Genomic DNA, 25,983 nt, shown 5'->3' on the forward strand with positions numbered 1-25,983 from the left:
AGCGTCCCCGCCGGCCGCGCCGCCTTCCACGGGCTGCCCTGCTGCGGCCGGCCCGCTCCCCGGCACCGCCTGGCCGCTCGGCTCCGCTTCCGCTTGCCGCGCAGCGTCCCCGCCGGCCTCGACGCCTTCGGCAGGCTGCCCGCCGGCCGCGTGCTTGCCCCGGTTCGCCGTCATCGGATACGGCTCCTGCGCCATCCGGCGCGCCAACGATTTGATGCGCGCAATCAGCTCGCCCGGGCTGAACGGCTTCTGCACATAATCGTCCGCCCCGAGCTCCAGACCGTATATTTTGTCCTCCTCCTGCGACTTGGCCGTCAGCATAATAATGCCCATCTGCGGATATCGTTCGCGCAGCCGCTCGCACACCTCGAAGCCGCTGATGGTCGGAAGCATGACGTCGAGCAGCGCAATATCGAACGGCCCTTCCTCCTCGGACAGCCGAAGCGCGGTCTCTCCGTCCTCCGCCTCCGTCACTTCCATATCGTTGCGCTTTAAATTGATTCGGACGAAGCCGCGAATGGCTTCCTCGTCCTCGAGCAATAAGATTCTCATCTCCGTCGTCCCACCTGCCTCATTCGTCATCCCGGATCAGCGTCAGCTGACGCTTCGCTTCCTCTTGCGTCATGAGCATCGCCAAATAAGCTTCGCGATCCGCCGCCGCAAGTCCTTCAGGCGCTTCCTCCTTAAGCGAAACCGCGTATACAAGGCCCCCTCCGGTCTCCAAGACGGAAAGCGGACGCCCGCCCGCCTCCTTGCGCCCGGCCTGATAGCCTTCCCAATCCTTTTGCGGAACGACGTATACGGTTGCGAGCTCCGCCCTCGATCCGCTCTCGCCGTTCCAATAATCGAATTGTACGACGGCGTATCCCTCGTCCTTCGCCGGCCGGCTTAACGTATAACGGCCGGACCAGTCATCGGGAACGACAAAACGAAAGCCGTACGCGTAGTCGCTATACTCCTCCCGCACCCGGACATAGCCGTCCTTGCCGTCCCACCGTTTCCATTCGGTAATCCACAGCGTCTCGGCATAGGGGAGACCGCTATTGCCGGGCGGCTCGGCCACGACGGCCAGCTCGATAATACCGTCCCCGTCGATATCCCGGTTTCGGACGGGGGTCCAGCTCATGCCCTGATCCTGCTCTTCGAGCGGAACCCGGCGCAATTTGCCGTTTTCCCAGGCATACAGCTCGGTTACGGAAGAGTGGGCTCCCGCGGAAGCCTCTACGACAATGCCCGATTTTCGTTCGGAAATCCTTCCGATCAACACCCTTTCATAGGTATTGACATCCGGCGACAGCGGCAGGCTTTGCATCTCGGCCAGAGCGCCTTCGGACCATTTATACAAGCTTAAGCGATAGTCCGCCTTCAAGCTCCTTCCGTCGCCGCTGTCGACGCCGACGCCGGCCGTAACGACAGCCAGCTCCTTCTGCCCGTCCCCGTTGACGTCGCCTGCGTCGGCATAAACATATGGCATCGATTCAACCGGCTTCAGCACCGTTTGGCCTTCTTCGTTCATTACCGGATTCTGGCCGAAACGGTATACTTCCAGCAGGCTGGGGCTGTCGAACGAACCGTTGCCGATCCAACCGACGAACATTTCGACCGCGCCGTCCCCGTCCAAATCTTCAATGTCCAGCCAATCCAGCTGACGGGCGAGCGGCTGCTCGATGACGGCTTTCATCCGCCACTCCTCGTCTTCCCGTTCGAACAGCATCATCTCGGGCGCGTTAAACTCGTTATAATAAGACGCAATGGCTTCATCGATGCCGTCCCGGTCGTAATCGACGAGCCGGATGGCCTCGGTCTCATCTCCGCGGAGCGGGATGGCCAGTTTTCCGTAAGCGGGCAGCGCAGCCTCGACGGCCTGCACCAGCTGCTGCTTGTCCGACGCGATTGACGGCTGCTGCAGCAAATCGGCCGGAGCGGCCGTGTAACGGCAGCCGGACGTCCATAAGCAGAGCAGCATCAGCGAGCCTATGCCCGCCGCTTTTCTCCATTTTGGCCCCGACCCGCTTGCCCGTTTCGATTGTCCGTCCATCTCCGAGCCTCCTTTCTCCGCCGGCCGGCATACGCCTGAACCCGCTTGGGTTTCGGCCGATCATACGATACGATTCACTTGGTTAATAATTATCCATACCGAATACCGCAGTGCGTTACAAAAAGGTTACACCCGGCGAAAGCCGCTTGACAATCCTCGGAACGTGGAATATAGTGGAACCAGGAAAATGTAAGTGATCACTTGCAACCTTATCGTTTACGGAAAGGAGCTGATTCCGATCGCAGCAATGCCGAGCAGCAGCGACAAACTATTGCTTGCAGCCATTGATCTTATGGCCGAAAAAGGCTATCACAACACGACCACCAAAGAAATAGCGGCCGCTGCCGGACTAAACGAGGTGACGTTGTTCCGTCATTTCGGCAATAAGCTGAACCTGTTGAAAGCCGCGTTCGAGCGGTATCATTATGCGGGCGTCATGACGAAGCTGTTCGAGGAGAAGCTCGTATACGAGCTGGTGCCCGATCTGCTGCTGGTCAGCAGAACGTATCACGAAACGATGCTGCGCAACAAGAAGCTGATTCAGATCAGCTTTAAGGAAAGCGACGCCTTGCCCGAACTCCATGCGTTTTCGCGCACGCATCCCGAGCAGTTGAAAAAGCTGCTGACGGAATACTTCGCCGCCATGGCGAAGAAGGGCAAAGTGCTCAGCGATCGGCCCGAGCTGCTGGCCGTTACGTTCATGTGGATGAATTACGGCTCGTTTGTTTCCATGCTCAACAACGCCAGCTCTTTCCCGAACATCCGGCTGGACGACTATATCGAGGAAAGCGTGCGCGTTTTTGCTAGGGGACTGACCCCCTAGTTTTTTTGCGGAAGTAAAGCAAGCATGTACTTGCATGCAATGCAGTTTATTCACGATGTTCCATCTCACGATACAGGAGGCATGATCTTCGATGTCCAATCCCGATTACGCGGCAAAAACAAACCAAGCGAGCCCATCGGCCGCGGCGGACGCCCGTACGGCAACATCCGTCCAAACGGCGGAGCGATTGATCCGCGTGCTTGCGTTCACGCTTATATTGTCGTCCATGAGCGCCACAATGTTCAATATCGTATTGCCCGGCATCGCCGCCGATTTCGGCTTGTCGTTCTCCCAGGTTAGCTGGGTTTCCTCCGCTTATACTTTAATTTACGCCATCGGCTCGGTCATCTACGGCAAACTGGCCGATACGTACAAGCTTAAGCATCTCCTTACGTTCGGGCTGTCGTTATTCGCGGTCGGTTCCGTCATGGGGCTGGCCGCGCAATCTTACGCGGTGCTGCTGAGCGGGCGGATCGTTCAGGCGGCCGGCGCCTCCGTCATTCCCGCCACGGCCATGATTATCCCGGTCCGGTACTTTCCGGCGGAAACGAGAGGCCGGGCGCTCGGCATCTCGGCGACGGGTCTTGCGGTCGGCGGCGCGCTGGGGCCGGTTATCGCCGCGTTCGTGACCAGCGCGTTCAACTGGCGGTTTTTGTTCGGCGTGCCGCTGCTCGTCTTGTTTACGCTGCCGTTGTACCGCAAATATATAACCGACGGCCGAGGCGAAGGCAAGCGCATCGATTGGCTGGGCGGCGGTTTGCTGGCCGGTTCGGTTGCCGCGCTTCTGCTCGCCGTAACGCAAGAGCAATGGCCGTACGGCGCAGGCGGCGTTCTACTGCTCGCGGCGTTCGTCTGGCGCATTCGCCGCGCCGCCGAGCCATTTGTACAGCCTCGGTTATTCGCGAACCGCAAATACACCGCCGGACTCGTCCTGGCCATGCTGGTCATGAGCATCGGTTTCTCGCTGCCGTTTCTGACGCCTCAGCTGCTTAGCGCGGTGAACGGCTTGTCCACCGGCTGGATCGGCTTCGCCATGGTGCCCGGGGCCGCCGTCTCGGCGCTGCTCGGGAGAAGCGCGGGCAAGCTGGCCGACCGCAAAGGCAACATCGTGTTGTTTTATATCGCCTCCACAATGATGTTTGCTTGCTTTGCGCTGCTGAGCGTTTTTGTCGGCGTGCCGCCTATTGCGACAGCGCTCTTGCTCGTCCTCGGCAACGTCGGCCAAATGTTCCTACAGATCGCCCTTTCTAGTACGATCTCCCGCACCTTGCCGAAGGAGCAGACCGGCGTCGGCATGGGACTGTTGTCGATGCTGAACTTTCTGGCCGGGGCCGTCTCCACCGGCATATACGGCAAAGTCGCCGACCTCGGGGCCGCCACGGCTTGGAATCCGCTGAACGTATACCCGCATGCCGCCCTGTACAGCAATCTGTATCTGGTGCTGGCTCTGCTGTATATCGTCATCGTCGCCGCCGGCCGCCGCATGTTTCGGTGAATCAGAAAAAAAGGAGTTAACAAGAAAACGGCGATGCAGGCTTGACCCTTGCATCGCCGTTTTTCTTTTATGCTATTTCGCAATGCAAGCTTGCCGTTTTGAGGCAGCCCTATCGCTTTAAGCCGCATGATTACGCTTCATCGTCACTCGTCGCCGCAGCTTCCGCCGTCTCCGAAGCTTCGTCCTTCATTCGCTTGCCGCCGAAGCCGCCTTTCAAGCCCGCCAACTCGCCGTTTACGATAGCGGCGGCCTTCTCTTCCAGCCCGCCAGCAATCGTATCGTATTGGTCTTGCGTAATCTTTCCGGCTTCAAGCTGCTCGTCCAGACGCTCCCGCTGCCCGCTTGCGATCAGCGCGGCAATGTCGTCCGCGTCCACGCCTTGCTCTTCCGCTATGGAAGCAAGCGTCGCTCCTTCTTCCTTCAATGCCGCTTGCAGCTCCTCCGTCGTCAGCCCCAGCGCTTCCGCGACAGCTTCGTTGTTGGCGAAGAAACCGACTTTCCCATGTCCGCCGCCGAAGCCGCCTTTCAGGCCCGTCAACTCGCCGTTCACGAGGGCGGTGGCGTTGTCTTCCAAGCCGGCAACAATCGTGTCGTATTCGTCTTGCGTGATGGTTCCGGCTTCAAGCCGCTCGTCCAGACGCTCCCGCTGCCCGCTTACGATCAGCGCGGCAATGCCGTCCGCGTCCACGCCTTGCTCTTCCGCTATGGAAGCAAGCGTCGCTCCTTCTTCCTTCAATGCCGCTTGCAGCTCCTCCGTCGTCAGCCCCAGCGCATCGGCGATGGCTTCGTTGTTTGCGAAAAAGCCGATTTTCCCATGTCCGCCGCCCGGTCTGCCTAATTCGCCTTGCGCTGCCGTTTCGGTTTCTGCGCTTGTCCCGGTGCCCGCCGCCGCGTTTGCGTAAGAGGTTGTCCATACCGCTCCTAACGTCAGGGACAACGCAAGAGCGCTTGCCGCTATCGTTGTTCTTCTGCTCATCATTCTACCGCCTTTCAGCCATGGTTGTTGGTTTCACAATCATAGCCTAAACCGGCCAGCTTAAATTCCCTTTAGCGGAACCTTAAACGGACATAAAAGATTGGCGGCGGCGCGAAATCCGCCGTCAGGCGATAAACTCCGTAACCCTCGTAACGGTCCAAAAGAGGGCCACCGCCGTCACCGCTCCGGAAGCGGCAAGGTTAACATACCGGTAGCCGGCATGCCGCCTTAAGCAGAACAAAACCGGCAGCAAAACCGCAAGCACGACGAGTTGGCCGAGCTCCACGCCTAGATTAAAGGAAAACAGGCTTAGCAGAAGATGCTCCCCTTGCACGCCTTGCAGCACTTGGGCGAAGCCGAAGCCGTGGATGAGGCCGAACAGCATCGCCACGATCCAGCGGCGGTTGATTTGCTTGCGAATTAAATTTTCGATCGCGACGTAAGCGATGCTTAAGGCAATAACCGGTTCGACGAAGGCGGCCGGCAAATTGACGATGTCGAGAGCCGCCAGCGCGATGGTCAAGCTATGTCCCGCCGTAAAAGCCGTAATGACTTTGACATAGTCCCATTTCTGCTGCCTGGCCATCACCAGCGCCAATATAAACAGCAAATGATCGATGCCGCCCCAAATATGCTCGACCCCGATGACGACATATTCCCACGCCGTTACAAGCCAGCCCGGCACCTCTACCGTTGCCGCCGCAGCTCCTTCTCCCGCCGCGGCCCGGCCGAAAAACTCGCGCCGGTCGTTCGTAAACACGATATTCTGCGACGACTCCCCCGAACGGATCGAAGCGAAATTTTGATGATTGATGTCCATGTCGAAGAAAAAGCCGTAATCGATGGTGTACCCGTCCGCCGTATCGTTTAATTCGTAAGCCAAATCCATATACAGATACGGGATCCCGCTTTTGTCCTCGACGGAAATGCCGTCAATGGATCCAAGCGGGACGGGCCTGCCGCCCTCCTTGACCGTCAAATACTGCTGAACGAGCGGCCTTAGCTCTTCCGCCGTCCATGCCGCCTCTCCTTCGGCAGGGCGCTCGCCGCCGCTGCCGCCAAGAATAAACACGCCGCCCGAATGCACGTCCATCCACTGCGCAACCTCCTGGGCGTCCAGATAGAGGCCGTAATTCAGCTTGCCGGCATCTATCTGAATGCTCGAGTAGCCAAACGTGTTCATATGCGCGCTGGCCGGTTCGACCCGGATGAACGCCGACAGGAGGAGAAGAGCGGCGGCGGCCAGCCACCGAAAACCAAGGGCCGCCTTCCCCCTTTTCGCTTGAAGATTCCCGCCGGCTCCGCTTACGCATTCCGTCCGAACCTTGTTATCGTTCGAATACATGATAGTTTCCTCCGTTCCAAGCATATACGCCGCGCCGTCATAACTCTTATAACACATGAAAGGTACCGGCCGGCGTTAAGTGATTGTAAAACGGCCAAAGCGGGAGGAGCCCATGAACGTTACACGGGCTCCTCCGCTTTTTGCTTCCTTTCGTTCCGTTCCTATCGCTTAAGTCAAGGCAATTGCTCCAGCAAAAGCGCCACGACTTTGGCCGTTTCCGCTCTCGCCGCCAAGCCGGCCGGGTCGAAGCGGTTCGCGCCTTTGCCTTCAATCAGGCCGAGACCGGCCGCTTTATCGACGGCGTCTTTCGCCCATGCGCTGATTTGATCCCCGTCCGAGAACGATGCGCTGCCCGCCGGAATCGTCTCTCCGCCTACGCGCTCCATCGCGCGGACGATCATGACGATCATTTCCTCGCGGGTAATCGGCTTGCCCGGCTCGAACCGGCCTTCGTCGACGCCTTGCACAATGCCCGCTTCATAAGCCGCCTGCACCGCTTCGGCGTACCAGCTTCCCGCCTCCACGTCCGCGAAGGACGCCGATCCGGCGGATGCCTGCAGCCCGAACGCCCTGGCCAGCAGCGTAACGAACTCGGCTCTTGTCGTCGATTTCGAGGCGCCGAACGTGTTGTCGTCGATGCCGTTGGCGATGCCGTAGAACGACAGCAGCTGCACATATTCGTAAGCCCAGTTGGTCTCGGCTACGTCCGTATAGGACTTGCTGTACGCCAGCACCACATACGTGCCCGCTTCCTCCACAGTCGCTTTGTAGCCGCCGCCTGTATACTCGCCGCCGATCCACGTCGCCGTACCGTCTGCCGCAATGCGGTAAATGCCGGCCAATCGCTCGTCCTTGATGCCGCCTGCTTGGAGCTCGATCGTAACCGAAGCCGGAAGCTGCTGCGTCTCTCCGTCTTCATTCGCGGCGCCGATAGCCACTTGGACGGAAGCGCCGGCTGCGGTCAAGGTAGCGTTCAACGTCGATCCGAGCGATCCGGCCGCTTCGTTAACGGTTTGCTCCGACACTTCTTCCGTCGATACGTACAGCTCCTCGCCTTCGCCCAGCTTTGCGGCCAGAGCGGCGAGCTGTTCCGCGCCGATCGTTAGCGCGGCTTCGCTGCCGAACGTTATCGTTACGTCGCGGCCGCCGATCGCCTTCAGCGCTTCGGCCGTAAAGACGAGGCCTGCCGAAGCGTCCTCCGCCTTCAGCCGCACCGCTCCGCTTGCGGCAATATCGCCCGCGTTAACCTCGGTCACGACCCCGGTCGACGGTTTCGCCGAGCCGCCGCCATTGCCGTTTCCGTTTCCGTTGCCATTGCCATTTCCGTTTCCGTTGCCATTGCCGTTATCATGGCCGTCGTTATCGTCATCATCGTCGTTATCGTCGTTATCGTTGCCGTTGCTGCCCTTGCCCGTGCTGAACTTCCAAATACCGGACCGGGTCGTCATGCCGGCCGAATCGGTTGCTTTGGCATACCAGTAGTAGTCCGTATCGGCTTTAAGTCCGTTCCAGCGGGCCGTAGCGACGCCTCCGCTCTCGACGTCCTGCTGCGTTCCGATTACCTGCTTGCCGTACAGATTGACGCCGATATAGTCGGTCGCCACGCGTTTGACCGGATCTTGCGGGACATACGGAACGTAGAAATCGTCCTTGCCGTCCTCGAAGTAGTTCCAATCGTCCATATATGCCGAATAAGTGCTGACGTGAATTTGCTCCTGCGCCGGATCGAACTCCAGGAAACGCATGTAGCCTTGGCCGCCCATCGGGCCGGATTGATAGTCCGCCAGCATCTCGACGACGACGCGGCCGTCCTCCAGATGCTTCACGTTATAGCCGACGCCGTGAATATGGCCGCAAAGCACCAGCTTAACGTTGGCGTTTTTCGCAACGATTTCGTCCCAGATCATTTGGCCTTGGCCCGAATAAGCGCCGCTAGGCGAAATATATTCGTGCGTGCCGATAATGACGTACCGGTCCGGATATTTCTGCAAAATCTCGTTCGCCCATTCGACCGTCTCCTCCTGGATGCTCCAGCCGAGGTACATGATGAGGAAGTCCTGCCCATTCGCCGATATAAGATCGTAGTGGTCGCGGTTGTTGTTCAAGTCGTCGCCGTAGGTCGGCTGGCTTTCAAAACGGTCCCGCCCGAAATATTTCCAATATTCCGTGTAATCGGCATCCGTATGGTTAACGTCATGGTTGCCCGCAACGACGCCGTAAGGAAGGCCCGCTGCCTCGAGGATCGCCATGCTGTCGCTCGCCACCTGCCATTCGTCCGGACGGTCCCAGTCGTCGACAAGGTCGCCGGTATGAATGAGGTATCGGATATCCATCTCTTCCTTCATCGCCGCCACGAATTCCATTTCCTTCTTGAAAATGTCCGGGTAGGAATCCGCGTAATATTGCGTATCCGTGCTGAACGCGAAGGTGAATTTGCCGTCCGGGTCCCCGTTCGCTGCGTCCGCTTCGTTCGCCGCGTCCACGGCCTCCGCAGCCGCTGCCGGTTCCTCTTCCGCAATCATATCCTGAATGAGCACCTGGATCGCTTTATCCTTGACCATATCGGCCGCGTTCACGGTCGCCCTCAGCTCGAAGTCGTCCGCTCCGACGCCGCTCGCGGCCGCTTCCCACTTGCCGGTCGCGTAATTCCAGGTGTACATCGTCACTTGGCGGCCGGCCAGCGAACGGCCTTGCCATACGACTTCAACTTCTTCGATGCCTTCGGCATCCTCGTCGAGCTTGAACTCGTAGCGCTGGTAAGGGAACAAGCCGCTCGCGTCCGTAATGTAATATTGTCCGTCCTTCTCGGCTACTTGCGTCTTCGCTTCCGCGCTAAACGCTTCTTCCCCTTGCGGATTCAGCTCCAGCGGGGGCTCGCGGTCAACGGAATTGGAGTACGCCTTGATGTCGGACTGCTCCTTGAAATCGTAACGGTAGCCTTGGCCGAACGTTACGTCTACCGCTTCGCCGTTAGGGTCGCTTGCCGTTACGCTAAGCCGGGCGCTGCCGCCAACGTTCGCCGCCCCTTCGGCCGGCGACGGATTGCCCAGCACGCCGGGCGCCTCGTTCGCTTGTGTAAACGACGCCGAGCGAACAGTGACGTTGCCCGCTTCGTCGCTGGCCGTCACTTCAAAGACATGCTCGCCTTCCTTCAGCTCGGAGGCGGTCAGAACGGCCGGCAGGCCGATCGTTTTGCCGTCCAGCGTTGCCGTAACCGTCACCTTGCCGGACAAGGCGTCGACAGCCGTCGCGTTCAATTCGACCGTTCCGCTGTATTCGCCGCCGTCCTCGATAGAGAACGTCTCGAATACGGGTGCCGTATTGTCCGTCACGACCCGGACGCTGGCAATGTCGCCGCCTTCGGAGAGCATGATCGTATGCTCGCCGTCGGAAAGCGCCGTCGTATCCAGCTCGGCATACACGCTATGGAACAGCTCTTCCGGCACATGGAACGTAACTTCAATGTATTCGTAATAATTGCTGCTGTCGCCGATTTGCTGACGGGACGCAGGATCGACGGACGTAAAGCTGTCCGAGCCCAGCGCCTTCACCCGCGCCGACACCACCTCTGCGGCGGAGCCGTCCGGCAATAGAACCTCGATGCCTTCGATCCGGTAATCGTCGTTGTTGACCGCCGTCCCGAATTCCAGCGGATCGTTCGCCGTACCCGCCGTAATCATGAGGGTGTTGTTGCCCGGCTTCAGGCTGTTTTTCGGAATTTCAACGTATTTCTGCTCCAGATAGCTGCTGGCCGGAAGAATCGTGACCAGCTTGCCGTTCAGGAAGAAGCCGTTCTTGAAGCTGGACTGCATATCGTCCGCGCGGTAAGTGAGCACCGGAGCCTCATGCATGGCGGGGGCCGTCGAAAGCGCCTCTCCGTCCATCTCCAGGCTGAGCGATTCCCCGGACGCCCCTCCATGGCCGTATAGGCCTGCCGTTCCGCTCAAGAAGCTGCCGCCTTCCACCACGAGCCGCAGCCCGCCGCGATTCTCGAAAGACAAGCTGTAATCGGCGGTACGGACGACATTCTGCCCGTCGGTTGCCTCGATATAGTAGTCGATGGACTCGGCCCCGAGCAGCAGCGCCTTGTCGACCGTATCCGATACGAACCGGCTCGAGTCCCCGGCGATGCGTTTCATATTCACGGCCGTGTAGGCCGGGTCGATCTCCCGTTTAAAATAAAGCGTTACCCGCTTCACCGAGCGGTCGTCGGTTACCGTTGCCTGGAACGATTGCGAACCGAAGGCTGCCGCGCCGGTCGCCGGCTCGTGATCGATAACCGGTTCAGCCATATCCTCCGGCACGTCAACCGGCTGCGCGGGCACCTGGCCTTCCGCCAGCTCGCCCGGCGTAGCCGTCATGCCGGCGGCCCGCTTCGCCATCTTGTTGGAGCCGTCCATCGGATACTCGTACACCACGCTTCTGCCGTCATCGTTAGTCTCGTCGACGCCGACGTTGTACCACGCTTGAACGATGGCATTGCGGGCATGGTCGACGACGCTTGGAGCATCCTCGCCGATAATAATCCGGCCCTCGTTGTTGTTGTGCATGCCGAGCGCATAGATCGGCATCACCCGATCCTCCGGCAGATCGACGCCCCAATGGCTGTTAAAGCTGCTGACCGGCTCGCCTTTGCTCAGGTTCGACTGCAGCCATATAACGGCCGTCTCTCCGGCCGGGAGCATAAGATCGGCCTGAAGATCCCATTTCATCGTCGCTCCGTGGTAGAAGCCGTATTTCATCTGATAATCCTTCAAATTAATCGTGCGGGTCGAGTTGTTGTAAACCTCGACATATTCGTATTTGTCGCTGCCCTTCGCATCCGGCACCAGCTCGGTAATGAGCAGCTCCGGAATGTCGGAAGGAACGGATGCGTAAACGGCGATTTCAAAAGGCTTGCCGGTCGTGTCCATCTTCGCGGTCGTATAACCGGCATCCGACGCCTCGAAATAGTAGTACAGCTTCTGGGCTCCCGCCAACACGGAAGCCGGAATAACGGCTTCATACAAGGAGCCTTCCTTGACCGCCATCGGCAGGGAAACGTAGTCCGGCATCAAATCCGTTTTGTATTTCAGCGCTGCGCTTTTAACCTCTTTATTGTCGGTAATCGTAGCCGCAATCGCCAAATCCTGCTGAGAGGTGACGGAAGCAGCCGCCCGCGTATGTTCGACGGCCGGCGGATTATCCACCTCGAAGGCGAACAGCCCGTTAAAGTCGACGGGACTCTGGGAATATCCGGCCTCGTTTCGTACGACGATGAAATATTCCATTTCATCCATGGCGGCCATGTCTACGGCCGGGATGATGCCCGATACCGCGTATTGGCCGGCTGTCGTTTGTTCAACCGTCATTTCGGCGGTTGTATAAAGAACGTCCTTGTTGCCTCTGTAGTACAGCGTTCCGGATTGCAGAGCCGAGCCGCTCGCAACGGAAGCCTTTACGGCCAGATCGATTGGACTCGTAACCGTCACTGCGGGCTCATGCGTAATGACGGGCGCTTCGGACGGGTTGTCCGCAGCCGGAGCAGGAACTTGTCCGGCAACAAGCGTCCCCGGAGTCGGCTTCTGCAGCGAGCCCATCTTCGTCATCATGATTGAGCTTGAGTTGTATTGATAAATAACGCTTGTATTATCCAGGTTGTCGCCGACCTCGGACGAGCCGATCGTCGCATCGTTATACCGGGCCGACGAGAGCACCCGGTTGTCCGAATTATGACGGATGGAATACGTATAGGTGCCGGTGTTCGGGAAGTTCCCGCCTTTGGTTTGATCCAGCACGCCGGCCTGGCTCTCGTCCAGATTGATGCCGTATCCGGCGTTAAACACGGACAAGTCGGGAGCCATCTTGCTTTTCATGCCTCTGAGCACGATCGTTTGCCATGGCTTAAGCTCTTTATCCGGCATCGGCCATGTGTAGTTTGCGCTGCCGTTCCAGTTCTCGCGGTATACGGAATAATCCTTGAGCCGGACCGGTTGGGCGCTGTTATTGTACACCTCGATGTATTCGAACGCCTCTTCGGACCACTGCGCATTGCTGTTCAGCGCATTAAACACGATTTCCGTAATAAGCAGGCTTGGCGTTTCCGACGGTTCGACAATCGTGAGCCGATAAGCGGTTCCTTCGGCGGCAGGATTGCGGGTAACGCCCGCCTCATTGTGCACTTCAAAATAGTAATCTACCGATTCCGCATCCAGCATGGCTTCCGCCGGAATTTCCCCGGTAATCGTGTAGCTGCCGGCTCCCGACGCGCCGATCGTCATGGGAACGGACTCGTAAGCGGCGGCGCTGCCGCTTTTGTAGTACAACAGAGCCGAAGTTAACGCTTGCTCGCTGTAAACGGAGGCGGTCAGCTGCAAATCCTGCGGGCTGACGGACGTTGCGCCCTCGTTGTAGGTAATGACCGGCGGCTGCGGGTTCCCTGCGGCCGCACCCGGCACTTGCCCCTCCAGCAGCGTGCCGGGGGTAGGCGTTTGCTTCGTCGCCATTCGCGTCATCCGCAGCGAACCGGCTTCATCGGTTTTATAAACAATGCTCTTCGCGTTCGAATTATCGTAGCTGTTATTGGAAGCGATGCTCTTATAAAGCTCGTTCGTTTCGCTATTTGCGGCAACGTCGTTGTATTGGGCGAAGACGACGGTGGAATCGTCCGAGCTTCGCTTGATCGATACGGTATGCGTGCCGTCGTTCGGCAAATTGCCTGCCGGCATCGTCATCGTCACGAGCTGATCCGGCGTTATATTGGAAACTCCGTACGCTTGAATAAATTTCTCGTACGTATTTTGCGCCGAATCGCTATGGGAGCCCCGCAGAACGACCGTCTGCCGGGGAGCGATATAATGGTCCGGCAGCGTCCACTTATAGTTCGCAGAGCCGTTATAGTTTTTGCGGTATACGTAATAATCGCCCAAATTAATCGATTCGGCGCTATTATTGTAGATTTCGATGTATTCCCAAGCTGCGATGTCCGCGCTGGAATAATTCGGGCTGTTAAATACGATTTCGGTAATAAGCAGGCTTGGAACGTCCTGCTCCGGCCGATCGATCTCCACCGCGTAGTCCGGACTGCGCGTCATGCCGTCCTCGTCCGCAACCTCGATATAATAATCGACGGTTTCCTCGCCTTCCATCGCTTCGACCGGCAGCAGCCCCGTCACCTCAGCCGTGCCTTCCGCTGCCGTCCCGACGGTCATATTTTGCGATAAATAGGAAGAATCGCTTCCGCTCTTGTAATAGAGCTTGGCGGACGTTAAAGACGACAGGCTGTAAACGGATGCCGTAACCGTCAAATCTTCCGGCTCCGCCGCCGTCTCCGGGTCATGCGTAATAACCGGCGCGTCGGCTGCAGCTTCCGTCTCGGCCGTTCCTTCCGGGGACGCGGACGGTTCGGCTGCCGGCGTCGCCTCCACGGCGGGCTCTTGGGCCGCAGACGTTTCTCCGGCCGGCGCCGGCTCCTGGGCGGCAGGCGCTTCTTCGCCGGATGCCGCTTCTTCGGCGTAGGCAAGCTGCACGCCCGTCCAAGGCGCTAAGCTTCCCGTCCAGCCCGCGGCAACCATTACGGCTGCCATTGCGCCGGCTGTCAGCCGCTTGACTTGGTTCCATCTTCTCATGCTCGACACTCATCTCCCTTGTTTTCGCTTTCAGCAAGTAGTTTAAACGCGGGCCGTGCCGGCTGACTATTTACACCTTATTCGATTTGTTGCACGATTTGCGATATGTCGACTTCATTCGTAAATTTCGAAAAAAAAGCCCATAATCCGAAAAACGGTCAGTCGTTTTTTTAACATTGCGATAACAGAACGTAAATCCGCGCAAAACATATACCCAATCAATCGTTTCTTGAGCAAATAAAAGCATCGGCAAGCACAAATGAACAATTAACAATGCGATTACACTGCCCGCATATGATTTCAACATTCGTCCGGTAAAGTAGGGACATACATAAGCGGTCTGATCCAAGGTCGTCTCTCGGAAGGAAACCTAATAGGTATTGGGGGCTTGAAAGAATGAAACCTGAGCGGCTCAGCCAAGCGTTGGCGGGAACCCTGGCTATCCTGTCCATGATCTCTCTCTTTTATCTGCTCTCTGTCCACGCTCTCGTCAAAGCGATCAAAGACGAGATGATCCGCAGCCATCGAATCGAATTGGACCATACGGCCGCCTTAATCCGTTTCAGCCGGGGCGAACCGGACAATCTCCCCTCTTTGCTGAAGGACGCTTCCGAAGCGCTTGTTCTTCCGGACAAGCTCGTCGTAACGGGCGCAGATGGCCATGAATTATTCCGCTCCGAAGAAGCGGCCTCTTTGTCCGTTCCGCCCTTAAACGGCGGCCGTACCTACCTGTTCCGGGAAGGCTATCATTATCTGTTCGCGGATGCCGGGGAAGGAATCGGCCTGGTATCGGCGGTGGAGCATGCCGAAGTGCGGCAAGCGTACCGGCCGTATGCCATGACGGCTTTAGCCCTTCCGGCCGCTGCGCTGGCCGTCTTTCTTGCCGCAGCTGCATGGTATGCCCGGCGCATGATTCGTCCGGTTCGGGATATGCTGGCCGTTGCGGCCGGCAACGCCGGCACAGGTATGCCCAACCGGCGAATCGGCCTCAATGAAGCCCGCGATGCGGTAAACGGACTGATACAGGAACGGGAGCTGCTCATCCGGGGTGCGGCAGAGCACCGTGCGGCGCTTGCGACTTTGGACTATATGAACCGGCTGCGCAATCTAAACCCGGATATGAAAGAAAGCGGATCCATTCCGGACGCCGACAGCTATCTGCTTATCGTGCTCGATTTCCGCCGCCGTAACGCCGGCTATTCCGAATGGGAAGCCGATCCGGGCCATCCGTTCGTGAGCGATATGATTGCTGCGGTCAGACGGTTTGCCGAAACGCATGCGCGGGATGCCCATGCGTTCCAGATCGATCCGATGCAGCTTGTCGCCGTTCTTCCGGAAGCGGATCGGGAGCTTGTCATTGCCGCCCTGCGGGAACAGCTGCCGCGGTGGCGGCAAAGCCCTTTCGCCGGTCTGGAGCTTACGGCTGTCGTCAGCGAGCGGATCGAACGGCGTACTCTATTGACGGAGGCGTACCGGCAAGCGTGCCAGATTGCCGAACGGAACGCCGAGCAAGGCGGCTTCGAGCTCATCGAGGCTCATTCGGATGAGGAGTCCGATTCGGGGAATGACGACGGCAAACGGCGGGTGCCGCCGGCCGTTCCGGTGACCGGCGCCGGCGCGGACGAGATGGACTCGCTGGCCGCGTTCGTGCTGGACATGATCCGGAAGCGGTACGACCAGGATTTGTCGCTCCATTACTTGTCCGATCTTCTGAATATGTCCAACACTTATTTATCAACCTATATTAAAGAAAAAACGGGCAAAACGTTTAGCGATCATCTGCATGACGTGCGGGTTCGGAAAGCGCAGGAGCTGCTCGTTACAACCAATCAAACGATTCACGACATCGCCTCGCAGGTCGGCTACGTCAACTTCTCCTCCTTTAACCGGATGTTCAAGAAACATACCGGCCTTACGCCCGGCGAATATCGCAAACGTCAAATTATCCGGATCCATAAAAGCGGATGACGCCAAGCGGAAACGACTTTGTCTCCCTTGTCCCGGGCCCGAACCGTTTCGGCGGCAATTCCGTCGTCCTCGGCACAAAAAAAAAGCGCCGCCCGCCTCATAAAGAGGGGACAGCGCGGTTTACGCCTATGGAGTTGAGCCTGAGCGGATGGGCTTGTTAGCCGCGGAGCGCCTTCATGGCGATGTCCGTGCGGCAATGCATGCCGTCGAAACGGATGACGCTGGCCGCTTCGTACGCGCGGGCGCGCGCTTCCGCGATGTCGCGTCCTCTGCCGACGATGCCAAGCACGCGGCCGCCGTTCGTGACGATCCGGCCGTCCTGCTCCGCCGTGCCGGCGTGGAAGACGAGCGCGCCTTGCGCTTCCGCTTCGTCCAAGCCTTCAATGACGCGGCCTTTCGGATAAGAGCCCGGATAACCTTCCGAAGCGGCAATGACGCATACCGCCGCTTCGTCGCTCCACGCGATGTCGAGCTGGTCGAGCCGTCCGTTCAGCGTGGCGAGCACGATATCGAGCAAGTCCGTCTTCAGGCGCGGGAATACGACTTGCGTTTCCGGATCGCCGAGACGGGCGTTGAATTCGATCGTTTTGGTGCCGCCCTTCGTAATCATGAGGCCGGCGAACAAGACGCCGCGGAACGGACGGCCTTCGCTCACCATCGCTTTGGCCGTCGGCTCGATAATGTTCTTGATCGCGTCGTCCACGATGGATTGAGGAATATGCGGCAGCGGAGAATACGTCCCCATGCCGCCCGTATTCGGGCCTTTGTCATCGTCGAACACCGGCTTGTGGTCCTGCGCCGGCACCATGGCCCGCACCGTCTCGCCGTCAACGAACGAAAGAATCGACATTTCCTGCCCTTCGAGAAACTCCTCAATGACGATCTGGTTGCCCGCTTCGCCGAACACCTTGTCCACCATCGCCTCGCGTAGCGCCTGCTGCGCTTCTTCCATCGAATAAGCGACCGTTACCCCCTTGCCGGCGGCAAGCCCGTCTGCCTTGATAACGACCGGAACGGCTTGCTTGCTCAAGTAATCCGCCGCAGCTTCGTAATCCGTGAACGTCGCGTATTTCGCGGTAGGAATGTTGTATTTATGAAGCAGGTTTTTCATGAAAATTTTGCTGCCTTCGATTTCCGCGGCTGCCTTATTCGGCCCGTAAACCGGAATTCCCGCCGCTTCAAAAGCGTCCACGACGCCGGCCGCAAGCGGATCGTCCGGACCGATAAACACCAGATCGATCGCCGTATCCTTGGCGAACTGCACGAGCTCGTCGAACTGCATCGCCCCGATCGGCACGCATTCGGCCAGCTGCGCGATGCCGGCATTACCCGGCGCGCAATAAATTTCTTTCACTTTCTCGCTTTTTTTCAGCGCCCAGACGATGGCATGCTCGCGGCCGCCCCCGCCCACTACAAGAATACGCACTCGCATCTACCCCCGCTATATGATCATTCGGACGAATCCCTGTATTTCGGTAAAAGCTATTCCCGAACGTGGAGCGCCTGCCGGACGAAACGTCCCTGCGCTCCGCATCGTATTCAAACTCTTAATGCTTGAAGTGACGGACGCCGGTTACGACCATCGCGATGTTGTTGGCATTTGCGACCGCAATCGATTCCTCGTCCTTAATCGAACCGCCCGGCTGAATGACTGCCGTAATGCCGGCTTTCGCCGCAAGCTCCAGCGTATCGCCCATCGGGAAGAACGCATCGGAAGCCAGAACGGCTCCGGCCGCTTTGTCGCCCGCTTGCTCGATCGCAATTTTGGCCGCACCGACGCGGTTCATTTGGCCCGCCCCGACGCCGACCGTCATGCTGTCAGCCGCAAGCAGAATCGCATTCGACTTGACATGCTTCACGACCTTCCAGGCAAACAGCAGCTGCTTCATTTCCTCTTCCGTCGGCTTGCGGTTCGTTACGACCTTCAGATCGTCTTCCGTCAGGCTGTGCACGTCGCTTTCCTGCACGAGCATGCCGCCGGCTACCGACGTCACGAGCCATTCCGGCTTGCGGCCGCCCGCAGCGTTCAGCTCGCCCAGCTTGAGCAGACGGATGTTTTTCTTCTTCGTCAGAATGTCGAGCGCTTCTGGCGTAAAGTCCGGCGCAATAATGATCTCGAGGAAAATCTCGCTCAGCAGCTGCGCCGTATCCGCGCCGATCGTCCGGTTAGCCGCCACGATGCCGCCGAAGATGGACGTCGGGTCGGCCGCGTAAGCTTTTTGGTAAGCCTCGTGAATGTCTTTCCCGATGCCCACGCCGCACGGATTCATATGCTTGACCGCGACGACCGCCGGCTCCGTAAACTCCTTCACGATGGCAAGGGCCGCGTTCGCGTCGTTGATGTTGTTGTACGACAGCTCCTTGCCGTGCAGCTGCTCGGCGGTCGTGATGTTGCCCGCTTCGGCCAGCGGCTTGCGGTAAAACGCCGCCTTCTGATGCGGATTTTCGCCGTAACGGAGATCCTGTACTTTCTCGTACGTTACCGTATACGTTTCGGGAAGCGGCTCGCCGACTTGCTTGGACAAGTATTCCGAGATAAGGGAATCGTAGGAGGCTGTATGACGGAACACTTTGGCCGCCAGACGTTTGCGGGTTGCAAGCGTCGTATCGCCTTCCGCTTTCAGCTCTTCCAGAACGCCGGCGTAATCGCTGCTGTCGACGACGACGGTCACGAAAGCGTGGTTTTTGGCAGCCGAACGAAGCATCGTCGGTCCGCCGATGTCGATATTTTCGATCGCGTCTTCATACGTCACGTCCGGCTTGGCGATCGTTTGCTTGAACGGATACAGGTTGACGACAACCATGTCGATGTAGTCCAGGCCAAGCTCCTTCATCGCCTTCTGATGCTCCTCGTCGTCGCGAACGGCAAGAAGTCCGCTATGCACCGCAGGGTGCAGCGTCTTCACGCGGCCGTCGAGAATTTCCGGGAAACCGGTCACGTCCGAGATGCCGATCACCGGCACGCCTTCCTGCTGCAGCAGGCTGAACGTGCCCCCCGTCGAAATGATTTGCACGCCCAGATTTGCGAGCTCGCGGGAAAATTCCACGATTCCCGACTTGTCCGATACGCTGATTAACGCTCTGCGAATTGCCAACTGAATAACCTCCTAGTTAGTTGTAAAATAAAACCTGAAAGTCATGCCGCCGCCTGAAGCTTATGCCGGCGCGCAACGTTAGCAGCTCATCCGCTCCTGCGGCGCTTTCGCTCTCCGTGTGAAGCAGGGGTGCGGCCGCGGCGATTGCGGCATTTCTTTCGGTTTTAATGTAATAATGCAGTTAAAACTTACAAGTTACGAGTAAAAACGATCGTTAACTGCGAATATACAGTTAATACTGTATATAAATGGCCCGTTCGCTTTTATGGGGACGATTTAACTGTATATTTGCAGTTAAATTTCTAATACAAGGCCGTTTTGCTCTATTTGACTGTATATTTGCAGTTAAGCCCACGCGCTCGCCGCCATCCTGATGCCGTTTCGCTCGCACGGATCCGCACGGCACACGGCGCGCTGCGGCTTCAAGCGCTAGGCGCGGGTTGCTCACCCGGCGCGCTGCTGCTGCGAGCGCTAGGCGCGGATGCTCACCCGCACGCGGCGCTGCGATCACTAGGCGCGGATGCGCACGCGGCGCCCTTCGAGCGATACGCGGCCCTGCGCGATCAGCTGCGCCACATGCGGCAGCAGCGCCTGCTCGGCCGCGTGGATGCGGTCCGTCAGCGACGTCTCCGTGTCGCCGTCCTCGATCTCGACGGCCCGCTGCGCAATAATCGGGCCGCTGTCCATGCCGCCGTCCACGTAATGGACGGTGACGCCCGTCACCTTCACGCCGTACTCAAGCGCCTGCCGGATGCCGTTCATGCCAGGGAACGAAGGCAGCAGCGCCGGATGGATATTGATCATCCGACCGTAGTACGGCTCGACGAGCACCCGCGTCACGATGCGCATGTAGCCGGCCAGCACGACCAGCTCGACGCCGCGGCGCTCGAGCTCGGCCAATATTTCCGTCTCGTACGCTTCGCGCGACGGGTAATCCTTCGGCGAGAACACGAACGTGTCCACGCCTTCGCGGCGCGCCCGCTCCACGACCGGAGCGGCCGGCTTGTCACAAACAAGAAGCTCGATGGTGCCATCGAGCTTCCCTTGCCGTACCGCGTCCGCGAGCGCCTGAAAATTGCTCCCCTGCCCCGACGCGAATACGGCCATCCGAAGCTTGCCCATTACACATCCGCTCCCGTAAAGGTCACGATGCGGCTGCCTTCCGTAACCGTACCGATCCGGTAAGCCTTCTCGCCCTGCTCCGCCAAGACGCGAAGCGCCTCTTCCGCTTGCGCCTCCGGAACGACGATGACAAGCCCGATCCCCATATTGAACGTCGTAAACATGTCGCGGTTCGTAATATTGCCCTTCTGCTGCATCAGGCTGAAAATCGGCAGAACCGGCCACGAGCCGTATTCGATATTGACATTGACGCCATCCGGCAGCATGCGCGGAATATTTTCGATAAAGCCGCCGCCCGTAATATGCGCCATTCCCTTCACCTGAACGCTGTCGATCAGCTTCAGCGCCGGCTTCACGTAGATGCGGGTCGGCTCAAGCAGCACGTCGCCCAGCTTCGCTCCGTCCAGCTCCGGGAGCGCTTCGTCCAGACGATAGCCGCTTTCCTCCAGCAGCAGACGGCGCACGAGCGAAAAGCCGTTGCTGTGTACGCCGCTCGACGCGAGGCCCAGCACAACGTCGCCCGGAGCGATCGCCGAGCCGTCGATCATCTTCTTCTTATCGACCACGCCGACGGTAAAGCCGGCGATGTCGTATTCGCCGTCCTGATACATGCCCGGCATCTCCGCCGTTTCGCCGCCGATCAAGGCGCACCCCGCCTGCAAGCAGCCGTCGGCGATGCCCTTCACGATCGATTCGATTTTCTCCGGAACGACCTTGCCGCAAGCGAGATAATCCAGGAAGAAAAGCGGCTCCGCGCCTTGCACGATAATATCGTTGACGCACATCGCCACCGCGTCGATGCCGATCGTGTCATGCTTGTCCATCGCAAAAGCGAGCTTCAGCTTCGTGCCGACGCCGTCCGTGCCGGATACGAGCACGGGCTCCTCGTATTTGTCCTTGTTCAGGCCGAACAGGCCGCCGAAACCGCCCAGCCCCGCCAGAACCTCCGGACGCATCGTCTTGTTCACGTGCTTTTTCATCCGCTCGACGGCTTCGTTGCCAGCCGCAATATCGACGCCGGCTTTTTTATACGCTTCTGCCACTTTTCGAACACTCCCTCTATTCATATTCCAAAGCCCGTTCGTGCATTGGAAAAATAACTCCTTGCCGATTGTTCAAGCTCTATCGTTTAACAGCTGCAGCTTTTGTCCGATTCCTCGTTGACCGGCGTCGGATAGTCGTTGTCGAAGCAAGCGAGGCACATGCCGCGGTTGTGCGCGCCGTCGTTTCCGCCCACCGAATCGACGAACCCTTGCTCGCTCAGAAAATACAACGAATCCGCGTTGATCGCTTCCCGGATCTCTTCAAGCGTGCGGTACGACGCGATCAGCTCCTTGCGGTCCGGCGTATCGATGCCGTAGTAGCAGGGGTTTTTGAAAGGAGGCGACGTGATCCGCACATGAACCTCCGTCGCGCCGGCTTCGCGCAGCATATTGACGATGCGGCGGGAGGTCGTGCCGCGCACGATCGAGTCGTCGATCATGACGACGCGTTTGCCTTCGACGACCTTGCGCACCGCCGACAGCTTCATCTTGACGCCCCGCTCGCGCAGCTCCTGCGAAGGCTGGATGAACGTCCGGCCGGTATATTTGTTTTTGATGAGGCCAAGCTCGTACGGGATGCCCGTCTGCTCGGCGTAGCCGATGGCGGCGGATATGCTCGAATCCGGCACGCCCGTCACGATATCCGCGTCGACGAAAGCTTCCATCGCCAGCTGCCGGCCCATCCGCTTGCGCGCGGAGTGGATGTTGATCGCGTTAATGTCGCTGTCCGGACGCGCAAAATAAATATATTCCATCGCGCAGGTCGCGCGGCGCTCCACTTCCGCGTAACGGTCCTCGCGGATGCCTTCCGCGTCGAGATACAGCAGCTCGCCCGGCTGGACGTCGCGCACGTATTCGGCGCCGATCGTCTCGAACGCGCACGTCTCGGAGGAGAACACGTAGCCGTCTCCCAGCTTGCCCATGACGAGCGGGCGAAGGCCGTTCGGGTCCGAGGCGACGATCAGCTTGTCGTTCGTCATCAAGAGGAACGCGAAGCCGCCGATCAGCCGCTGCAGCGCCTCCTTGGCCGCCGTCTCGAAATCTTTGTTCGAGCGGGCGATCAGGTGGGCGATCACCTCGGTGTCGCTGGACGTTTGGAAAATCGAGCCTTGGCTTTCGAGCTCCTTGCGGATTTCCGGCGCATTGACGATGTTGCCGTTCGTGGCGACGGCCAGATCGCCGTCCCGATAGCGGAAAATAAGCGGCTGCGCGTTCGCCAGCTTGCTTTCCCCCGCCGTCGAATAACGGACGTGGCCGATAGCCCGGTCGCCCGGCAGCTCCTGGATGCGGCGCTCGTCGAACACTTCCTTCACGAGACCCATGCCGCGGTGATAGCTGAACTTGCGGCCGTTCTCCGTATCGACCGTGCAAATCCCGGCGCTTTCCTCGCCGCGGTGCTGGAGCGCGTGCAGGCCGTAATAGCTCAAGGAAGCGGCGTTCGGGACGCCGAACACCCCGAACACCCCGCATTCCTCGCGCAGCTTGTCGAAAATATCGTCGCGGCCGATGCCTTCGTTATAATGATCGCCTGACCACAGCTGATGAGGCTGTTTTATTTCAACAGACATGGAATCGCATCCTTCCAGACCTTCTCCAGATGTTTGACCTCGGATCCGATCCCGGTTTTGCCGTTAACGGAAATCGTCAGGCTTGTACCTCCTACCTTGCCGATCGCAGCGTTCGCGACCCCTTGTTCCGTCAAATACGCCTGCAGCGCTTCCGCTTGCTCCGGCTTCGCCGACAGCAGAATGCGCGACTGCGTTTCGCTGAACAGCACCTGATCCGGGCGAAGCTCCGTCTTCACGTCCGCCGTTGCGCCGATGCCGCCGCTGATGCACGATTCGGCCAGCGCTACGGCAAGCCCGCCTTCGGACAAGTCGTGCGCCGAAGCGACAAGCCCTTGCTGAATCGCGCCAAGCACGCCCCTCAGCAGCTTTTTCTCCTCGTCCAGATCGATAACCGGCGGACGGCCTTCGGTTGCGCCCAGCACGTATTGCAGCTCGCTGCCGCCGAACTCCGCTTTCGTTTCCGCGCCGGCGAGAATAATGACGTCGCCTTCGCCCTTAAAGGCTTGCGTCGTAATATGGTCGAGATCGTGCACGAGTCCGACCATGCCGATAACCGGCGTCGGATAAATCGCGCCTTTCGCGTTTTCGTTGTACAAGCTGACGTTGCCGCCGATGACCGGCGTATCCAGCGCGCGGCAAGCCTCGGACATGCCGTCCGCCGCTTTCTCCAGCTGCCAGAACACTTCCGGCTTCTCCGGGTTGCCGAAGTTCAGGTTGTCCGTAATGGCCAGCGGCTCGGCGCCGGAGCATACGATGTTGCGCGCCGCTTCCGCCACGGCGATGCGTCCGCCGACTTCCGGATCGAGGAACACGTAACGCCCGTTGCAGTCCGTCGTCATCGCCAGCGCCTTACGCGTTCCATGGATGGTGACAACCGCAGCGTCGGAGCCCGGCTGAACCGCCGTGCTCGTGCGCACCATATAGTCATATTGATTGTAAACCCACTCTTTGCTCGCAACCGTCGGAGAAGCAAGCACCTTCTCCAGCGCGCCGTTCAGATCGGCAATTTCCGGGAATGCGGCGGTATCGACCTTCGCGTATTCCCCGTAATAAGCCGGCTCCTTCGAAGGCTTATGGTAAACCGGACATTCGTCCACCAGAGCTTTGACCGGCATGTTGCCGACTTCTTCGCCTTTGTGGAACAAGCGCAGACGGCCGTCGTCCGTCACTTTGCCGACTTTGGCGCAAATAACGCCCCAACGGTCGAAAATTTCTTTCGCTTGCGCTTCGTGCTCCGGAGCGACGACGAACAGCATCCGCTCCTGCGACTCCGAGAGCATCATTTCGTAAGGCGTCATGTTCTCCTCGCGCTGCGGCACCTCGTCGAGGTACAGCTCGAGGCCGTTGCCCGCCTTCGAAGCCATCTCCGCGCTCGAGCAGGTGAGGCCCGCCGCGCCCATGTCCTGAATGCCAAGCACGATGCCGGAATTGATCAGCTCCAGCGTCGCTTCCATGACGAGCTTCTCCATGAACGGGTCGCCGACCTGCACGGCCGTCTTCTTCTCTTCCGATTCCTCGGACAGCTCGACCGAAGCGAACGTCGCCCCGTGAATGCCGTCGCGGCCGGTCGCCGGACCGACGTAAAAGACCGGGTTGCCGACGCCTTTGGCTACGCCGCGCTGAATTTTGTCATGGTCGATCAGACCGACGCACATCGCGTTGACGAGCGGATTGCCCTCGTAGCTTTCGTCGAACATCACTTCTCCCGCTACCGTTGGGATGCCGATGCAGTTGCCGTATCCGGCGATGCCGCCGACGACGTTCTCGAACAAATATTTCACGCGGTCGTTGTCCAGCTTGCCGAAGCGAAGGCTGTTCAATAGAGCGACCGGACGCGCCCCCATCGAGAAAATGTCGCGGATAATGCCGCCGACGCCCGTCGCCGCGCCTTGGTAAGGCTCAACCGCGGACGGATGGTTATGCGATTCGATTTTGAACACGACCGCCTGATTGTCGCCGATGTCCACGATGCCGGCGCCTTCGCCCGGTCCCATCAGGACGCGCGGGCCGGTGACCGGGAACTTTTTCAGGATCGGCTTGGAGTTTTTATAGGAGCAATGCTCCGACCACATGACGCTGAATACGCCGATTTCCGTATAGTTCGGCTTCCGTCCGAGAAATCCGCAAATAAGCTCGTATTCGTGGTCCGTTACGCCGAATTGGGTATAAATGCGCTGATCCGCGATTTGTTCCGCCGTCGGCTCCTTAGCCGTTAACTGCTGCGCCATGTTGTTCCCTCCATGCATTCAATATCGATGTAAACATCCGTTTGCCGCCTTCGGAGCCGAGAATCTGATTGATCGCGCGCTCCGGGTGAGGCATCATGCCGACGACGTTGCCGCGTTCGTTGCAAATGCCGGCGATGTCGCCAAGCGATCCGTTCGGGTTCGAGCCTTGGGCGTAGCGGAACACGATCTGGTTGTTCGCTTCTAGCTTCGCCAGCGTCTCTTCGTCGCAGTAATAGTTGCCTTCGCCGTGGGCGATCGGAATATTGACGATTTCGCCTTTGGCGTATTGGTTCGTAAACGGCGTCTCGTTGTTGACGACTTCAAGCGGTGACTGATGGCACAGAAACTTCAAGCCGACGTTGCGCAGCAGCGCCCCCGGCAGCAGCCCCGCTTCGGTCAAAATCTGGAAGCCGTTGCAAATGCCCAGCACATATTTGCCCTGCTCCGCCGCTTTCACGACCTCGCTCATTACAGGAGCGAAACGGGCGATTGCGCCGCAGCGCAAATAGTCGCCGTACGAGAAGCCGCCGGGCACGAGAATCGCGTCGTAAGCGGACAGATCCGTCGCCGTATGCCATACGTAATCGACCGGCTGGCCGATCGTTTCCTCTACGGCTTTATAGCAGTCGATGTCACAGTTGGAGCCTGGAAAAACGATTACGGCAAACTTCATCG

General features: G+C 58.8%; 15 protein-coding genes. 3 read left to right on the plus strand and 12 right to left on the minus strand.

Translation table 11 applies throughout. From position 1 onward, the window contains the following. Together ACFSW5_RS14655 and ACFSW5_RS14660 are read right to left on the minus strand one after the other, a co-directional pair. Window positions 1-552 (minus strand): response regulator transcription factor (locus ACFSW5_RS14655; protein ID WP_379274419.1); only part of this gene is annotated, 552 nt, incomplete at its 3' end. A gap of 19 nt (window positions 553-571) precedes the next feature. Next, window positions 572-2,038, minus strand: a complete 1,467-nt coding sequence (locus tag ACFSW5_RS14660; RefSeq protein ID WP_379274421.1) for an FG-GAP repeat domain-containing protein — start codon at window positions 2,036-2,038, stop codon at window positions 572-574. Window positions 2,039-2,231: 193 nt separating this feature from the next. Here ACFSW5_RS14660 and ACFSW5_RS14665 point away from each other — a divergent pair, with 193 nt between their 5' ends. Next, window positions 2,232-2,861, plus strand: a complete 630-nt coding sequence (locus ACFSW5_RS14665; protein ID WP_379274424.1) for a TetR/AcrR family transcriptional regulator — start codon at window positions 2,232-2,234, stop codon at window positions 2,859-2,861. A 91-nt stretch (window positions 2,862-2,952) separates the two neighbouring features. Continuing rightward, window positions 2,953-4,356, plus strand: a complete 1,404-nt coding sequence (locus ACFSW5_RS14670) for an MFS transporter (RefSeq protein ID WP_379274426.1) — start codon at window positions 2,953-2,955, stop codon at window positions 4,354-4,356. A 130-nt stretch (window positions 4,357-4,486) separates the two neighbouring features. On the opposite strand, the gene ACFSW5_RS14675 is transcribed toward ACFSW5_RS14670, so the two are convergent. The 3 genes from ACFSW5_RS14675 to ACFSW5_RS14685 form a co-directional block, all read right to left on the minus strand. After that, window positions 4,487-5,332: a hypothetical protein gene (locus ACFSW5_RS14675; protein WP_379274428.1), complete on the minus strand. Its 846-nt coding sequence runs from the start codon at window positions 5,330-5,332 to the stop codon at window positions 4,487-4,489. Between the two features lie 124 nt (window positions 5,333-5,456). Beyond that, window positions 5,457-6,677, minus strand: a complete 1,221-nt coding sequence (locus ACFSW5_RS14680) for a HupE/UreJ family protein (RefSeq protein WP_379274430.1) — start codon at window positions 6,675-6,677, stop codon at window positions 5,457-5,459. 173 nt (window positions 6,678-6,850) lie between these two features. Then, entirely contained in the window at window positions 6,851-14,284 is a 7,434-nt protein-coding gene (locus tag ACFSW5_RS14685) for a lamin tail domain-containing protein (protein WP_379274433.1), read from the minus strand. Window positions 14,285-14,680: 396 nt separating this feature from the next. Between ACFSW5_RS14685 and ACFSW5_RS14690 the strand changes: the two genes are divergently transcribed. Further along, window positions 14,681-16,252 carry a helix-turn-helix domain-containing protein gene (locus ACFSW5_RS14690; protein WP_379274435.1) on the plus strand — a complete coding sequence of 524 codons (1,572 nt, stop codon included), beginning with the start codon at window positions 14,681-14,683 and terminating at the stop codon, window positions 16,250-16,252. Window positions 16,253-16,409: 157 nt separating this feature from the next. Here the strand turns inward: ACFSW5_RS14690 and purD are convergent, their stop codons facing one another. The 7 genes from purD to purQ form a co-directional block, all read right to left on the minus strand. Beyond that, on the minus strand, window positions 16,410-17,678 hold the full coding sequence (gene purD / locus ACFSW5_RS14695) for a phosphoribosylamine--glycine ligase (protein WP_379274438.1): 1,269 nt from the start codon (window positions 17,676-17,678) through the stop codon (window positions 16,410-16,412). A gap of 121 nt (window positions 17,679-17,799) precedes the next feature. Beyond that, window positions 17,800-19,347, minus strand: a complete 1,548-nt coding sequence (gene purH, locus ACFSW5_RS14700; RefSeq protein WP_379274440.1) for a bifunctional phosphoribosylaminoimidazolecarboxamide formyltransferase/IMP cyclohydrolase — start codon at window positions 19,345-19,347, stop codon at window positions 17,800-17,802. A 510-nt stretch (window positions 19,348-19,857) separates the two neighbouring features. Then, the gene (gene purN / locus ACFSW5_RS14705) at window positions 19,858-20,469 is read right to left on the minus strand and encodes a phosphoribosylglycinamide formyltransferase (protein WP_379274442.1); all 612 of its coding nucleotides are present in this window, start codon (window positions 20,467-20,469) and stop codon (window positions 19,858-19,860) included. Then, entirely contained in the window at window positions 20,469-21,512 is a 1,044-nt protein-coding gene (gene purM / locus ACFSW5_RS14710) for a phosphoribosylformylglycinamidine cyclo-ligase (protein WP_379274444.1), read from the minus strand. Before purM ends, purN begins: the two co-directional genes overlap by 1 nt. Before the next feature lie 86 nt (window positions 21,513-21,598). Beyond that, window positions 21,599-23,080, minus strand: coding sequence for an amidophosphoribosyltransferase (gene purF, locus ACFSW5_RS14715; protein ID WP_379274446.1), 1,482 nt, complete (start codon window positions 23,078-23,080; stop codon window positions 21,599-21,601). Continuing rightward, a complete protein-coding gene (purL, locus tag ACFSW5_RS14720; RefSeq protein WP_379274448.1) occupies window positions 23,065-25,308 on the minus strand; it encodes a phosphoribosylformylglycinamidine synthase subunit PurL in 2,244 nt (747 codons plus the stop codon). Before purL ends, purF begins: the two co-directional genes overlap by 16 nt. After that, window positions 25,286-25,981, minus strand: coding sequence for a phosphoribosylformylglycinamidine synthase subunit PurQ (gene purQ / locus ACFSW5_RS14725; protein ID WP_379274450.1), 696 nt, complete (start codon window positions 25,979-25,981; stop codon window positions 25,286-25,288). The genes purL and purQ overlap by 23 nt, the downstream gene beginning before the upstream one ends. Window positions 25,982-25,983: the final 2 nt, after the last annotated feature.

It is taken from the genome of Paenibacillus thailandensis, from assembly GCF_042685365.1.
GTDB lineage: Bacteria > Bacillota > Bacilli > Paenibacillales > Paenibacillaceae > Paenibacillus_AP > Paenibacillus_AP thailandensis.